This window comes from Polaromonas sp. P5_D5 (assembly GCF_054049435.1).
In genome coordinates this window covers 888,208-904,091 of record NZ_JBFUMJ010000001.1, presented here as the reverse complement: position 1 = coordinate 904,091, position 15,884 = coordinate 888,208, and the positions used below count along the sequence as shown (strand labels likewise).

The following is a 15,884-nucleotide window of genomic DNA, read 5'->3' as shown; positions in this document are numbered from 1 at the left end:
ATGGCTGCTACGTCCGCCTCCCAGACCATCACCGAATTGCACCGCTCTGGCGCGGCCAGCGATGTCTTTGCCGGACGCCTGTCCGGGAAGACGCCTGCGCTGCCGATTTTTGCACGAGCCCGTACCGCCATTGGACTGCCCGAAGTCAGCGAGGTTGACGTCGTCAGGCATTTCACTCGCCTGAGCCAGGAGTCTCATGGTGTCGACAACGGGCCCTATCCGCTGGGCTCGTGCACGATGAAATACAACCCGAAGCGCAATGACGAGCTCGCACGTCTTTCTGGTTTTGCCAATGCCCACCCGATGCAGGATACCGACACGCTCGGCGGCGTCTGGGAAATGTACGAGAGGCTGCAGGCCATGATTTGCGAGGTTACGGGGATGGACGCCTGCTGCCTGGCACCTGCTGCCGGTGCCCATGGCGAACTCGCAGGCCTGCTGGTGATCCGTGCACATTTTGCGCGGCTGAATACCCGTCGCCCGGTGGTGCTGGTACCCGACTCGGCACATGGCACCAACCCGGCGTCGGCGGCCATGGCGGGCTTTGACTGCCGTATCGTGCCGTCCGACCTCAAGGGCCGGGTCGATCTTGCCGCGCTGCGCGGGATGTTGACCTCCGATGTCGCGGCTTTCATGTTGACCAATCCCTCAACTCTGGGCCTGTTTGAGGACCAGATCGTCGAGATTGCCGATGCGGTTCATGCCAACGGTTCATTGCTCTATTACGATGGTGCCAATCTCAATGCACTGATGGGTATCGTGCGTCCCGGCGACATGGGTTTTGACGTAGTTCACGTCAATGTGCACAAGACTTTTTCGACGCCGCATGGCGGCGGTGGACCGGGCGCCGGCCCGGTCGCGGTCAAGGCCGCGCTGGCTGCCTATCTGCCGAGCCCGGTCGCAGTTCGAAAGAACGGCGTGGCTCAACGAGACGACGACAGGCCGCTTTCCATCGGTCGCATGAAAAGCTTCCACGGCCATGTTGGTGTGTTGCTGCGTGCTTACGGCTACTTGCGCACTATGGGTGGGGCCGGCTTGCGCCAGGCGTCCGAAAATGCGGTGCTGAACGCCAATTACCTGCAGCACCGGCTGGCGCCAATGCTGCCGCCGGTTTACGACCAGTTCTGCAAGCATGAAACCCTGTTGTCGGGCGAGAAGCTCAATACATCGGCACGCCAGTTCGCCAAGCGGCTCATCGATTACGGCATCCATCCGCCAACGCTGGTAGGTGCGGGCTGCGTTTATTTCCCGGGTGACCTCAAGTCGGCGATGTTGATCGAGCCAACCGAAACAGAGACCAAGGCCAGCCTGGACTACCAGGTGGAAATTTTCCAGCGGGTCTTTGATGAGGATGCTACCGATGAAGCGCTTGTCGAAAGTGCACCGCTGAGCCGAAAAATTGCACGAATTGATTTGAAGACTTAAGGATTTGCCATGTGTGGAATAGCTGGCGTGGTCAACGCTGCGGGTACGACCAAAGATGATGTCTGGAAGATGATCGACTGCATCAAGTACCGTGGGGTCGATGAGCAGGGGGTGGAGGACCTTGGGCAGGCGGTGCTGGGTCACGCACGACTTGCAGTGGTGGATCCCGAAAACGGCATGCAGCCCATGTCGAGTACCGACGGCAAGGTCTGGGTTGTTTTCAACGGCGAAATCTTCAATTTCATTGAGTTGCGCGAACAGCTCAAGGCCAAGGGCTACAAGTTCAAGTCGCGCTGCGACACCGAGGTGCTGGTGCACCTTTGGTGCGAAAAAGGCGAAAAAATGCTCGACGACCTGGTCGGCATGTTCGCTTTTTTTATCTGGGACCAACGAACAGAAACCGGCATGCTTGCGCGTGACCGCCAGGGCATCAAGCCGTGCTTTTATGCCCCTTATCAAGGCGGCCTGGCTTTCGCCAGTGAAATAAAGGCCATCCTTGCGCTGCCGAAATTTAAACGCAAAGTCAATGAATCCGCGCTTGGCAATGTCTTTACCTTCAACTATTGCCCTCCGCCGGAGACTTGCTTTGAGGGCATTCGCCATCTGCCGCCCGGCACTTTTATGCGCTATGGAGCGGGAAAATTCTCCGAACCGGTGCGCTACTGGAGCTGGCCCCTCGATGGTCCGCGTGTTGAAGCGTCTCAGGAACAGCTTGAGCAGGCACTTAACGAGGCAATCAAGCTGCAAATGAGGTTTGACGTCGACGGTGGCCTGTTTCTTTCTGGCGGTGTCGACTCGTCGGTGATCGCCAATCGGCTGGTGCCGCAATGGAACCGGCCGCAACTCGATGCAATCGGCTTGCGCATCGAGGACAAGGGGTTTTCGGAGTATTCCTATGCTGAGCGTGTGGCATCGGAGCTCGATATCAATCTGAAGCCGCTTGATATCAAGCCAGCCGACATTCCTGAGATTGCACAAACTGTGGTGCGGCACGCGGAACAGCCACACGGTGATTTTTCATTTTTTTTATTCTTCCTGCTCTCGCGTGAGGCACACAAGCAGGGAAAAATCGTGATGTTCACGGGTGATGGACCTGACGAGGTGATGCTCGGCTTCCGTCACAACGAACAGTTTTTCTCGGAAATGACACGCACCAATTTTCCGATGCGCAGCTACTTCGACCTGATCAGCTACAGCACCGAAAAAGACCGTCAGCGGATGATGAGCCCGGCTTTTTTCCCGCACACCCAGGGCGCCCTGGACAGGTTTATGGAAATCATCGAGCCATTCGGCGACCTTGAGCCGGCAGAGCAGGTTGCAGCCTATGAACTCAACTCACTCATGCCGGGCAATAATTCGGTCAAGGGTGACCGTATGGGAGCCTGCTGGTCAATCGAGGGCCGTGCACCTTTTCTCGACCACCGGGTCAGCGAAATGTTTGCACGCCTACCAGTGACTTCAAAGTTCCGCGATGGCATCGGCAAGCATTTTCTCAAGCAGGCCGCGGCGAGCTATTTCGACCACGATTTCGTCTTCCGTCCCAAGACCATGCCGACCCTGCCGATTGGCGAGTGGATCAAAGGGCCGCTTTATACCTGGGCACGCGAAGTGCTGAACCTGCCTGATGGCGGCCGCTTCGACCGCAATGAGCTGCTGGTGATGCTGGAGGAGCACCGCAGTGGTTTGCATAACCATACGAAACAGCTACGTACTCTGTTGATGACGAAGCTCTGGTTGCAGGAATTTTTTCCCGAAAACGCATAATTAAAGACGGAAGGCCGGACATGGCAGATTTTGATTACTACCTCGCGCAGTTTGTCGATATTCATGGCCGGCCCAAGGCAAAGTTGGTGCCTGGCAAGCACAAGGAAATGATTTTTGGGGCGGGGGCGGGCTTCGCGGGCTTTGCGATTGCCGGTATGGGAATGGGTCCACATGGCCAGGAGTTCATGGCCGTCGGTGACCGCGACAGCGTGCGTCCCGTGCCCTGGATGCCGTCGACGGCCAGCGTGAGCTGCGATGGACATGTCGATGGCAAACCACATGCGCTTGATTCACGCGTCATCGCCAAGAAGGCGATTGCCGCCTTTCGCGAGGCCACGGGCCTTGAATTTTTCTCCGGCCTCGAACCCGAGTTTTTTCTGCTCAAAGCAACTGCTGCTGGTGGATACGAGGTTGCCACCGGCTCGGAGTCGCTCGACAAGCCTTGTTACGACTTCCGGCACCTGTCGTCGGTGTCTGAATTTCTCATGGAGTTGCGCGCCGCACTCGAGGGGGCGAATATCGACGTGTATCAGATTGACCATGAAGACGCAAACGGTCAATTTGAGATGAACTTCACCTATGCAGATGGTCTGCGCACAGCAGACAACCTGACCTACTTCAAAATGGCAGCGACGGCGATCGCGAAAAAACACGGCATGCTGTGTTCGTTCATGCCGAAACCGTTTGCCGAACGCTCGGGCAGCGGTCTGCATATGCACATGTCGGCGGGCAAAAAATTTGGTGACAACGCTTTTGAAGATAAGGCTGATCCGGGCGGCATGAATTTGAGTCCCTTGGCCTATCATTTCCTTGGCGGGCTGATGGCTCATGCCCCGGGGTTGACCGCGATCGCCGCTCCATGCGTCAACTCCTACAAGCGACTGGTCTCGCGCGGCTCGCGCTCTGGTGCTACCTGGGCGCCGGTCAATATTGCCTGGGGTAATAACAACCGGACCGCGTTTGTCCGTATTCCGGGGGGGCGGCTTGAGTTGCGCGTTCCTGACGCCTCATCAAATCCTTATCTCCTGACCGCTGCCATCATTTATGCGGGTCTGGACGGCATCAAGCGTAAGCTTGATCCTGGGATGCCGTGCAACGAAAATCTTTACCAACTGAGATCGGATGAGCTGGATGCACGCGGGATTCAGCGGTTGCCGGCTTCGCTGCCAAATGCACTTGATGCGTTGGAATCTGATGAAGCATTGTGTGCCGGGCTTGGTCAAGCCTTTGTCGACGAGTTCACACGGCTTAAGCACCTTGAGTGCGACGAATTGTTGCTCCATATCGCGCCGGCTGAGTTCCGGCGATACGTTGATTTTTATTGACGGACTGCATTGCGTCATGCCGTGTGTTCGGTCAAGCCAAAGGTTTCCAAGCTGGCCAAATTCGCACGCTAGAAAAACCGTTCGTCCCATGCGTGTTCATCGATGAGAGTGCTCTTTGTCAGTTATGGTGGCGGGCATATCGAAATGTGCCTGCCCGTAATGCGAGCGTTACGCCAGCTTTCGCCAGCTATTGAACTTCGGCTTATGGCGCTGACCACTGCTTTCGCAGTTGCCCACGATGCTGGCGAGATGGCGCTTGGTTACCGTGATTTTTGCGATCCTGCAGAGTGGGAGCGGATCAAGGCCTATGGTCATCAAATGATGCGAGGCCAATCTCACCCATCGATAGATACATCTGAGTCTCTGGCTTACCTTGGTCTCAATTTTGCTGAACTCGTTGATGAGTTGGGCGAGGAGGGTGCTTGGGCGCGCTGGCACAGTCAAGGACGCCAGGGATTTATGCCATTGCGATTTTTCGAGCGAGTACTCGGTAGGGTTCGTCCAGACGTAGTCGTTACGACTAATTCACCGCGCAGTGAGCAGGCTGCTGTTGCTGTTGCTGTTGAGCTTGGCATTCCCACTTTGTCAATGCTTGATCTGTTCGCACTGGCGAGCGATCCGTTTTTGCGACGGAAGATTTACGCCGACCGGCTGACTGTGCTGAACGAAGGGGTTAAGGCCAATTTGGTGAACGCGGGGTTTAATGCGGACCGGGTATTCGTGACCGGGAATCCGGCATTCGATGTCTTAGGCACGTCGGCGGCGCGGCAAGCTGGCGAGACATTTCGCCGGTCGATGGGCTGGGAGAAAAAAAATATCGTGTTGTGGGCAGGCCACCTGGAGGCTCCAGACGCTTTGCCGCACGAGTTCGCCGGTACCGGTCTGGGGCGGCTGGTGCAGGATTGTCTGGTGTCTTGGCTTGAATCTCGTCCTGATGTCGCGCTTGTTATTCGTTATCATCCCAACGAATGGCACCGCTTTCCGGTGCCGCAGGGAGTTCCGCGGCTACATTGGAGTCAACCCCAAATCGAACCGCTACTGCCTGTGTTGTTGGCGGCGGACCAGGTCATCGTTCAGGGAAGCACCGTCGGGGCGCAGGCTTATTTTGCCGGGAAACGTTTGATCAATATCACCTTTTCGCCTTTTGTCAAAAGCACAGGCCTTGATTACCAGGCCCTCGGCCTGGCTGACGGTGCGTCCGACATTGCCATGCTCCAACAACGACTTGACGAGGGTTTGGACCACCGCTGTCGTGAGTTGTCGGCTGCACGCGAAGTACCGGAAGCGGCGACCGCCGTGGCGATGCATATTTTGCAGCTTGTGAAAGGACACGGTCATGGGCATGCCGAATAAGTTGTCTCTGCTCGGTATTATCCTGGCGCGGGGTGGGAGCAAGCGGTTGCCCGGGAAAAACATTCGGATGCTGCAGGGCAAACCTGTATTGGCGTGGAGCATCGACGCCGCGCGTGCGGCGCATTCGCTCGACAAGGTTATGGTGTCTACGGACTCGTCATCCATCGCTGATGTCGCGTCTCGTTTTGGTGCCGAGGTGCCCTTCCTGCGACCTGCCGAGCTTGCGGGTGACGATTGCAGTTCGGTGGATGCGGTGTTGCACGCGCTCGATTATTGGCATGGCCATGGGCATGAATTTGATGCCGTAATCCTGCTTGAACCGACTTCGCCATTGCGCGCGAGTGGTGACATCGACGCAGTGGCTGCACTGTTAGCGCGTCACTGGGATGTGGCCGACGCTGTGGTTTCGGTCGGCGAGGTTCAACTCGAGAAACCCGATGTCATGAAAGTCGTCGGTGCTGACGGCTATCTCTCGAAGTGGGGCGACGCTGTGCCGCCTGCCGCCGACGTTGCTGGGTCTGTCGCCTATTTTCCATATGGCGTGGCTTATGCGATTAAGACTGCGGTGCTTCGCCGCGATATGACTTTTTATCCGCGCAACGTGATGGGCTACAAAATTCAGCGATGGCAAAACTATGAGATCGATGATGAATTCGACTTTGCATGTGTCGAAGCCATCATCCAACATTTCAAGGGAGAGTTGCCATGAAGGCATTGGTGATTGGCCTCGGATCGATGGGTAAACGACGTATTCGTTGTCTGCAACATCATGCGGTGACATCGATCTGCGGCTTCGATAGGGCCCCGGAGCGTCGTGCAGCGGCTGCCGCACAGTACGGAATCAAGACTGTCGAGACCTTGCAGTCGACCGATCTGCAGGCATTCGACGTGATATTGATCTGCACACCACCGGATCAGCATCATACGGCGATGGCATGGGCCATCGACGCTTATCGCCCTTGTTTCGTGGAAGCCAGTGTAATTCGCGATCCATTGCCGGAGCTGCTTGAACGAGCTTACCGTCATAAGGTATTGATCGCGCCGTCCTGCACGCTTCGATTTCATCCGGCGATTCGCGACATAGCCGCCATCGTGAAATCCCAGCGTTATGGCAAGGTTTGCAATTTCTCCTATCACTGCGGGCAGTATCTGCCAGATTGGCATCCTTGGGAAAAAGTCAGCGATTATTATGTTTCTCAGCCGCTGACCGGCGGTGCGCGGGAAATTGTGCCGTTCGAGTTGACCTGGGTGGTCGAGGTGTTTGGTTGGCCGCTAGCGGTACAGGGCCTTCGGATGAGGACCACCGACGTAGGTGCGCCTATCGACGACACTTACGCCTCGTTGCTGAGCTTCGGCGGATTTGTCGGAACCATGGTAGTTGACGTTGTGGCTCGCCAAGCGGTGCGCAGGCTTACCTTGAATTTCGAACGTGCGTCACTTTACTGGGACTGGGACGAAGCTCGGGTGCGCGTGTATGAAGCAGACGCCGGGCGCGTGCTCGAGCTGCATCAGCCAAAGATGGCCGCTCAAGTCGGGTACAACCGGAACATCGGCGAAGCAATGTATCTTGATGAAGTGGGCAGTTTTCTTGCTGCGGTGCGAGGCGAATCAGTGTTTTCGCACAACCTCGCGGCGGATATTCGTGTGTTGGAATTGCTTGAAACCATCGAAAACGGTGTCATAACCTGACCGTTGAATAGAAAGGCTTTCGAACCATGAGCATGTCATTCCGCGAGCGCTTGCATCGAGTCATCCCTGGCGGCGCTCATACCTATTCGCGTGGGGACGACCAGTATCCAGCGAACGCACCGGAGATATTGATCAGCGGCAAGGGGGCTTACGTCAAGGCCGCCGATGGACGGACATTTCTGGACTATGGGATGGGCTTGCGCGCGGTTACGCTCGGCTATGCCGACGATAGGGTGAATCGCGCGGCCATGGGAGGTATGTCGCTTGGTGTCAACCTGACCCGCGCTTCTGTGCTGGAACTGGAAGCGGCTGAGCGCCTGGTTGCGTTAATTGATGGCGCGGACATGGTGAAGTTCGCCAAAAACGGCTCGAATGTCACGACGGCTGCCGCAAAGGTGGCTCGGGCCTACACGGGCAGGCAGTACATCTGTGTACCGCGCCAGCATCCATTTTTTTCGTTTGACGACTGGTTTATCGGAGCGACCCAGCTCAAGCGCGGCATTCCGCCGATTCATCATCAGACCACGCTGCTCTTCGACTACAACAATATCGCAAGTCTGCAGGCGTTGTTTGATGCGCATCCGGGAAACATCGCCGGAGTGATGCTTGAACCAGCCACTACGGTCGGTCCTTGTCCGGAATGTGCTTCGGCCAATCGCATGGCGCCTCCTGACTGCCAACGTTGCCCGGGCCACGCAGACAATTTTCTGCTACAGGTACAGGCGTTGTGCCGACGCGACGGCGCATTGTTCATTCTCGACGAAATGATCACTGGATTTCGCTGGCATCTCAAGGGCGCGCAGTATTTGTTCGGCGTTAGCCCGGACCTGACAACCTTCGGTAAAGGCATGGCCAACGGTTTTGCCATGGCCGCGCTGGTCGGCCGGCGTGAGGTCATGGAGGTTGGTGGCATCAACCGTCCCGGCCAGGAACGCACTTTCCTGATCTCGACGACTCATGGCGGCGAAATGTCGAGTCTCGCCGCGTTTATGGAAACTGTCAGCATCTATGAGGAGTTGCCGGTTGTTGAGCATTTATGGAGTTTCGGTCGCGAGCTTATCGAAGGGCTTGAAGCGCTCGCGCGCGAGGCTGGTGTCGACCATTCATTCCAGATTCAAGGCAATGCAATTTCCATGAACTACCTGACGCTTGACGCACAAGGTCAGGCAGATCTCAGGCTGCGCACGCTTTTTTCACAGGAGATGATACGCGGCGGGGTGTTGATGCCATGGATCGCGCCGAGCTACGCACATAACCAGGCGGACCTTGACCGGACGATGCAGGCGGCACAGAAGGCCTTCGGAATCTACGCGCAGGCGCTCGAGAACGGCACACAGGGCCTGTTGATCGGTGATCCTATCAAGCCAGTGTTCCGGCAATATAACTAGGGCGGAGGGCGGCGTATGAGCGATCCATTCGGGCTTGATGGGAAAGTCGTCGTCGTTACGGGCGCGGCGGGCATTATCGGGCGTCAAATTAGCGCGGCCTTTATCGAAGCTGGCGCTCGGGTGTTCGCACTCGACCGTGATGCCGACCTTCTTGAGAAAAGCCTCGGTCCGGCGCATGAGGGTCTGCTGACCTGCGCAACAGACATTGCCCGACAGGATGACGTAAAACATGCGTTCGAGTTGTTGTTCGCAAAATGGGGCACCCCGGATGTACTGCTAAACAATGCAGCGACCAAAAGCGAAAACTTTTTCGAGCCTTTCGAAACCTTTCCGATTGACGAATGGAATGAGGTGATGTCGGTCAATCTGACCGGCGCAATGCTTTGTGCGCAGGTGTTCGGCGGTGCGATGGCGCATCGTGGCGGCGGCAGCATTGTAAACACCCTGTCAATCTATGGCATTGTCGCGCCTGACCAGCGCATTTATGAAGGCTCGGAATATCTTGGTCGGGCGATTAACACTCCCGCCATCTACGCCGCCAGCAAGGCCGGTCTATGGGGACTAACAAAATACCTGGCGGCGTACTGGGGCCATCGTGGTGTGCGCGTGAATGCCGTGACGCCAGGCGGTGTATTTAGCGGACAAAATAATACATTTGTGGAAAACTATTCGCGCCGCACTCCCCTGGGGCGCATGGGCGGAGCCGATGACATGGTCAATGCAATGCGCTACCTCAGCAGCGATGCCGCAAAATATGTGACGGGTCATAATTTGGTCGTTGATGGCGGGTGGACCGCATGGTAGGGAACGAAGCGGCGAAGCCGGTTTTTCTGATTGCCGAGGCGGGAGTCAACCATAACGGCGAGCTTACGATGGCGTTACGTCTGTGCGATGCGGCGAAAGCGTCAGGTGCGGATGCGGTCAAATTTCAGACTTTCCGGGCCGAAGACTTGGTCATTCGTGGTGCTCCGACAGCGGAGTACCAGGAGCGTCAAACAGGTGCTCAAGACCAGTTCGCGATGCTTGCGAAGCTGGAGTTGTCTGAGGCACAGCACGGGGAGATCAAAAAGTATTGCGATGCCATCGGCATCGAATTTTTCTCTACGCCGTTTTCTGTCGATGCCGTTGACATGTTGGTCCGTCTCGGTGTCGGGCGGCTTAAGCTGTCTTCGGGCGAACTTACACATCGCACACTGGTTGAACATGCGGCGGCGACCGGGTTGCCGCTCATCATTTCCACAGGCATGGGGACGATGGCAGAAATTCGCGAGGCGCTCGGCTGGATCGGTGCCGCACGCGGTGGCCTGCACGATGTCGTGGTATTGCATTGCACTTCTGCCTACCCGGCGCCTGATAGCAGTTTGAACCTTCTGGCGCTGGCAAGCATGGCGCAAGATCTCGGGCTTGCCACCGGCTACTCAGACCATAGTATGGGCGTCGAAGCATCCCTCGCTGCGGTGGCGATAGGCGCCAGCGTGATCGAAAAGCATATTACTTTGGACCGCACGCTTCCCGGGCCAGATCACAGCGCTTCTCTTGAGCCTGGTGAATTTTTGCGCATGGCGCAAGGTATAAGACGGGTTAGTGCGATGCTGGGTGACGGCCTTAAACAACCGCTTCCCGAGGAGATTGACACTGCTCGTGTCGCCCGACGCAGTGTCGTTGCTGCGGTTGACATAGCGCCCGGGGAAGTTGTGCTTGCAACCATGCTGGCCTGCCGGCGGCCGGCGACCGGTATCGCGCCACGGGATTTTCAGCGTGTCGTTGGCCGACGCTCGCTCGTCGCAATTCCTGCGGATTCGGTTATTCAATGGAATCAGCTCTCCGATTCGGAAGGCGATTGAGTGCCATGGGCGAATATCGGCGAAAAATCATCTACCTGAGCGGAACGCGGGCCGACTTTGGCTTGATGCGGAGTACGCTGATCGAAACCGCACGGCTTGCCGGTCTCAGTGTGGCAGTCACCGGCATGCATCTCGACGCCCGTTACGGCAACACCATTGAAGATATTCGCGATGCCGGTCTGCGCATTTGTGGGGAGATTCCTGTCGATGTTTCAACGCGCAGCCCGCAGAGCATGTCTGCCGGTATCGCCGAGTGCCTCAAGGGACTGACCGTCCTGCTTGATCGTGAACGTCCGGACCTGTTGGTCGTATTGGGTGATCGTGGCGAGATGTTGGCAGGAGCGATTGCCGCCTTGCATCTGGGAATTGTTTGTGTGCATGTTCATGGCGGCGAGCGATCTGGTACGGTTGATGAACCAGTCAGGCACGCAATCAGCAAACTGGCTACCTACCATCTTGTAGCCACCGAGCAGTCACGGGAGCGGTTGATTCGTATGGGCGAGCCGCAGCAGCGGATTTATGTGACGGGCGCCCCCGGCCTTGATGATTTGGCGCAGGACGCGGACATTTCTCCCGAAGCGTGTCGGGAGGGCCTTGGTCTGTCGGCAGGGGCCTTCGTGCTGGCTGTGTTTCACCCAGTGGTGCAGCAGGCGGGGGATGCTTGTGGGCAGACTACCGCGCTGTTGCAGGCGCTGGGTAAGACAGGTCTGCCGGTAGTCTGGTTGGAGCCTAATGCCGATGCCGGCTCCGGTGACATTTTGAAAGCGCTCGACGAAGTGGCACTTCCCGCCGGGTCTCGCCGGTTCCGTCATTTAAAGCGCAATCTATTTTGTGCGGCCATGAGACATTGTGCTGTGATGGTCGGAAACTCGTCTGCTGGGATTATCGAATCCGCCTCCTTCGGTACACCGGTGGTCAACGTCGGTGATCGCCAGAGACTTAGGGAAAGAAATGCCAATGTACAGGATGTCCCCGTAGAAGCCGGCGCGATCACTGTCGCGATTGCCGAAGCGTTGAGGCACGGAAAATGGCCGTGTGACAATAGGTATGGTGATGGGCTGTCGGGTCCGCGTATTGCGAGCCATCTTGTCGACCTTTCTCTGGACCGTTCAGTGCTTGAGAAGATCAATTCCTATTGAGTAAATATAGCCGCCACACCATGAATTCCCGTGCGATAGCCATAAAACCCGAGTCGCTGATTGTTTTCGGCGCGGGTGGTCATGGCCGGGTGGTGGCCGATGCTGCGCTGCGCGGGAAACGCTGGACGCACATTGTGGCCTCGGATCGCGACCCGCAGCGCTGTCATGGCGAACTTTTGCCTGGCGTAGATCTACTCGGTGTGCAGGGCTTGGCGGTGTTCCCATATCTGATCCACATCGCGATTGGCAACAACCTATCGCGCGAACGCGAGGCCGTGTTGTGGGGATATTCGCGCCTTGCTTCGCTGATTCATCCTGCGGCTCAGGTTTCTCCCTTCTGTACTATTGGCGAGGGATGCTTTGCGGCGGCATGCGCAGTGATAGCACCGAGCGCAAGAGTCGGGGTTTGTGTCATTGTCAATCATGGCGCCGTGGTCGATCACGATGCCCTTGTTGGATCCTTTTCCCACATTGCACCCAATGCGGTTCTTGGGGGTGAGGTGAAAGTCGGGCAACGTGTGTTGATCGGTTCTGGTGCAGTCGTACTGCCAGGTATCGTCATTGCGGATGATGTTACTGTCGGCGCTGGCGCTGTTGTGCGTGCCAACCTTGTGGACGCGGGTGTTTATGCAGGTGTCCCGGCAAGGAGAATCAAGTGAACCCAGCCATGCTGACGGCTTTAACCGTACCGCCAGGTCTTACGTTACGAGAAGCGTTGTTGCGTATGGACCAAACTGGGCGCGGAATCCTGCTCGTGCTGGACAACAAAGGTGCGCTTGCGCGTACGCTGACGGATGGCGATTTACGAAGGGCCATTCTTGGCAACGCTGGGGATTCAATGCCGGTGAGTACGTTGCCGGAAACCCCGCCGATTACAGTTGGCGAGGAAGCAAGCGCGGCAGCAGTACTGCAGTTAATGGATCAGTACCAGATAGATCACGTGCCAGTGCTGGACGCTGCGGGAAAGTTGCTGGATGTGATATTTCGTCGTGAGTTATCGCAGCGTGTCTGGCTTTCGTCGCCCCATCTCGGCGAGGAAGAAACCCTGTTTGTGGATGATGCCTTCAAGAGCAACTGGATAGCTCCGCTGGGTCCTCACGTAGACGGTTTTGAGGCAGAGCTGGCAAGCCATGTCGGTGTTGGACACGCCGCCGCTGTCAGTTCCGGAACTGCCGCCATTCATCTTGGGTTGATTTTGCTTGGCGTGAAACCCGATGACACTGTCTTCTGCTCTTCCCTGACATTCGTTGGAAGTTGCAATCCAATTGTTTATTGCGGGGCAAAACCGGTCTTTATCGACTCCGAACCTGAGAGTTGGAATATGTCGCCAGCTGCTCTTGAACGCGCTTTTGACTGGGCCAAGCGTGAGCGGCAAATGCCGTCTTGCGTCATTCTTGTCAATTTGTATGGCCAAAGCGCCGATATGGACGCATTGCTTCCGATTTGCGAGCGTTATGGTGTACCTGTACTTGAGGACGCGGCTGAGTCACTGGGCGCGCACTACAGGGGAAAGAGTAGCGGGGCTTTTGGAAAAGTTGCAGTTTATTCGTTCAACGGCAACAAGATCATCACGACATCGGGAGGGGGCATGCTGGTGGCTGACGATCCCGACCTGATCGCAAGGGCACGAAAGCTCTCGACACAGGCACGTGAGCCCGCTGCTCATTACGAGCACACCGAAATCGGATTTAACTATCGCATGAGCAATGTTCTGGCCGGAATTGGGCGAGGACAGCTTCGGGTGCTGGAACAACGTGTTTCGCAGCGTCGGCGCGTGTTTGAGCGTTATGTAGAGGCGATGGCGGATTTTCAGCAACTTCAGTGGATGCCAGAGCCGGAAGGCTGTCACTCGACCCGATGGCTGACATGTTTCACCTTGCAGGGATCAGATGCCGAAGCGAGGAGCCGCCAGGTGATGAAGGCGCTTGAGCGGCATTTGATTGAGGCCAGGCCGGTCTGGAAGCCCATGCACTTGCAGCCACTCTTTGAGGATGCTCCGTATTTTTCGCATGAACCTGATGTCGATATTTCTGCCGGTCTTTTCCGGACCGGTATCTGTTTGCCTTCGGGCTCCAATCTTGATGCGGCTCAGCAGGATCGTGTGATTGATCACTTGCGGCATGTCCTGCTCATGATGGAGGGCCGTCGTGCGCTTGCGTAAAGAGACTGTTCCGCTGTGGACTGCAGATCTCTTGCTGGTTTGCTTAGGGTGGTGGGCCGCATTTTGGTTGCGGTTTAATTTTGACATTCCTGAAGAGTTTGAAGCACTCGCCCTGCAGAGCATGCCATGGGCGTTGGCTGGGTCTTCGGCCGGACTGGTCATCGCACGCGTTGACCGGCAAATCTGGAAGTACATTGGCCTGCCCGAGCTACGGCAACTGGTTTGGGGGGTATTTCTCGGTGGACTGTTGGCTGCCGCCGCTGTGCTGATGATCCGGTATCCGGATTTTCCGCGATCTGTCCTCCTGCTGCATCCACTCGTTGCATTGATATTGCTTGGCGGAGCTCGCGCTGCCTGGCGGACATTTGTCGAGCACGGTAGCCCGTCGGACGAATCCCGGGCCTTGTTGATTGTCGGATCGCTTCATGATGCTGCCGATGCCCTGCGTGCGATCAAGGGATCCAGGCAGTGGCATTGTGTGGGTATTGCTTCATCCGTTGAGTCCGAACAAGGGCGTTATCTTCATCAGATACCGGTATTGGGATTTCCGGCTGCAATTGCCGACATGGCTGCGTCTACGGGGGCATCAACTGCGCTCATTGCCAGTCCGCCGGGCTCTCGGGAGCGTCGCGAGGTCCTCATGCAGTCCAGTCCGCCCGGACTGACGTTGCTAACCATGCCGAGGCCGGATGAATGGTTGCAGTCCGAGAGCGCAAGTCCGAGGAAAATTGAACTGGAAGATTTGCTGGGCAGGCAGGCGGTGGAACTGGACACGCAGGGACTGGCGGAGCTTTTTTCGGGGCAAACCGTGTTTGTATCGGGTGCTGGCGGGTCTATAGGGTCGGAACTTTGCCGGCAGATTGCGCGATTGGGTGTCGCCCGGCTGGTTTGTGTGGACGCCTCGGAGATTGCCATTTACAAGCTGGAGCAGGAGCTGCGGGAAGCGCATCCGCAGATGCAGGGGCTCTATTACACGGCCAATGTCAGGGAGCATGCCCGCTTGCAGGCCATCGCAATGCAGTACAAGCCCTCGGTGTTTTTTCATGCGGCAGCGTACAAACATGTCCCATTGATGGAGTTGAATAACGAAATCGAAGCGGTCCGAACCAATATTCTCGGAACCATTCACGCCGCTAAAGTGGCCGGTGCGTGCGGTGCCCAGAAGTTTGTCTTGATCTCCACTGACAAGGCAGTGAATCCCACCAATATCATGGGAGCCACCAAACGCATGACGGAACTCGTGGTGCAGAGCATTGCGCGCGAGTACACCGACACCCAGTTTGTGTCGGTTCGGTTCGGAAATGTTCTGGGCTCAAGCGGCTCTGTGGTTCCCTTGTTCACTGAGCAAATTGCGCGTGGTGGCCCGATCACTGTGACGCACCCCGACATCGTGCGCTATTTCATGACGATTCCGGAGGCCGCCAAATTAGTACTGCAGGCCGGGCTTATGGGGCGCAGTGGCCAGATTTACGTGCTCGATATGGGTGAGCCTGTAAAAATTGTGGATCTGGCCCGGATGATGATTCGTCTTTCGGGTAAATCCGAACACGACATTCCGATCACTTTCACCGGTTTGCGTCCCGGCGAAAAACTATTTGAAGAATTGATGGCTGATGACGAAACCACGGAGCCCACTCCCCATCCCAAGCTCCGTGTGGCCAAATCGTCGGGCGATCAGGCCGTTGCCATCGACGATGTAACAGCCTGGATATCCGCTGTTGGTGCCGCACCGTCCGGCGAAACCGTGAAGGCTTGGTTAACCAGTCATGTTCCGGAGTACAAATCCCGGATCTGAT

13 protein-coding genes are annotated in these 15,884 nt (G+C 56.8%); all 13 read left to right on the top strand.

The features are described from left to right. The 13 genes from gcvPB to ACXJKE_RS04470 all read left to right on the top strand — a co-directional run bounded on the left by gcvPB (position 1) and on the right by ACXJKE_RS04470 (position 15,883). Complete coding sequence (gene gcvPB, locus ACXJKE_RS04530) at positions 1-1,425, top strand: aminomethyl-transferring glycine dehydrogenase subunit GcvPB (RefSeq protein WP_457279364.1); 1,425 nt, start codon at positions 1-3, stop codon at positions 1,423-1,425. A 9-nt stretch (positions 1,426-1,434) separates the two neighbouring features. Further along, positions 1,435-3,189 carry an asparagine synthase (glutamine-hydrolyzing) gene (asnB, locus tag ACXJKE_RS04525; RefSeq protein ID WP_457279363.1) on the top strand — a complete coding sequence of 585 codons (1,755 nt, stop codon included), beginning with the start codon at positions 1,435-1,437 and terminating at the stop codon, positions 3,187-3,189. 20 nt (positions 3,190-3,209) lie between these two features. Then, complete coding sequence (gene glnT, locus ACXJKE_RS04520) at positions 3,210-4,514, top strand: type III glutamate--ammonia ligase (RefSeq protein ID WP_457279362.1); 1,305 nt, start codon at positions 3,210-3,212, stop codon at positions 4,512-4,514. 204 nt (positions 4,515-4,718) lie between these two features. Then, positions 4,719-5,867 carry a UDP-N-acetylglucosamine 2-epimerase gene (locus tag ACXJKE_RS04515; RefSeq protein ID WP_457279361.1) on the top strand — a complete coding sequence of 383 codons (1,149 nt, stop codon included), beginning with the start codon at positions 4,719-4,721 and terminating at the stop codon, positions 5,865-5,867. Beyond that, the gene (locus ACXJKE_RS04510; protein ID WP_457279360.1) at positions 5,851-6,576 is read left to right on the top strand and encodes an acylneuraminate cytidylyltransferase family protein; all 726 of its coding nucleotides are present in this window, start codon (positions 5,851-5,853) and stop codon (positions 6,574-6,576) included. Before ACXJKE_RS04515 ends, ACXJKE_RS04510 begins: the two co-directional genes overlap by 17 nt. Then, positions 6,573-7,556, top strand: a complete 984-nt coding sequence (locus ACXJKE_RS04505; protein WP_457279359.1) for a Gfo/Idh/MocA family protein — start codon at positions 6,573-6,575, stop codon at positions 7,554-7,556. Before ACXJKE_RS04510 ends, ACXJKE_RS04505 begins: the two co-directional genes overlap by 4 nt. Before the next feature lie 26 nt (positions 7,557-7,582). Then, the gene (locus tag ACXJKE_RS04500; RefSeq protein WP_457279358.1) at positions 7,583-8,944 is read left to right on the top strand and encodes a glutamate-1-semialdehyde 2,1-aminomutase; all 1,362 of its coding nucleotides are present in this window, start codon (positions 7,583-7,585) and stop codon (positions 8,942-8,944) included. A 15-nt stretch (positions 8,945-8,959) separates the two neighbouring features. Next, positions 8,960-9,748 (top strand): SDR family oxidoreductase, encoded by a 789-nt coding sequence (locus tag ACXJKE_RS04495; RefSeq protein ID WP_457279357.1) that lies wholly within the window; start codon positions 8,960-8,962, stop codon positions 9,746-9,748. Continuing rightward, complete coding sequence (gene neuB / locus ACXJKE_RS04490) at positions 9,742-10,788, top strand: N-acetylneuraminate synthase (protein ID WP_457279356.1); 1,047 nt, start codon at positions 9,742-9,744, stop codon at positions 10,786-10,788. The genes ACXJKE_RS04495 and neuB overlap by 7 nt, the downstream gene beginning before the upstream one ends. A 5-nt stretch (positions 10,789-10,793) precedes the next feature. Further along, a complete protein-coding gene (gene neuC, locus ACXJKE_RS04485; protein WP_457279355.1) occupies positions 10,794-11,927 on the top strand; it encodes a UDP-N-acetylglucosamine 2-epimerase in 1,134 nt (377 codons plus the stop codon). 20 nt (positions 11,928-11,947) lie between these two features. Then, a complete protein-coding gene (locus ACXJKE_RS04480) occupies positions 11,948-12,586 on the top strand; it encodes an acetyltransferase (RefSeq protein ID WP_457279354.1) in 639 nt (212 codons plus the stop codon). Further along, entirely contained in the window at positions 12,583-14,088 is a 1,506-nt protein-coding gene (locus ACXJKE_RS04475; RefSeq protein ID WP_457279353.1) for a DegT/DnrJ/EryC1/StrS family aminotransferase, read from the top strand. Before ACXJKE_RS04480 ends, ACXJKE_RS04475 begins: the two co-directional genes overlap by 4 nt. Then, the gene (locus ACXJKE_RS04470; protein ID WP_457279352.1) at positions 14,075-15,883 is read left to right on the top strand and encodes a polysaccharide biosynthesis protein; all 1,809 of its coding nucleotides are present in this window, start codon (positions 14,075-14,077) and stop codon (positions 15,881-15,883) included. The genes ACXJKE_RS04475 and ACXJKE_RS04470 overlap by 14 nt, the downstream gene beginning before the upstream one ends. Position 15,884 lies beyond the last annotated feature (1 nt).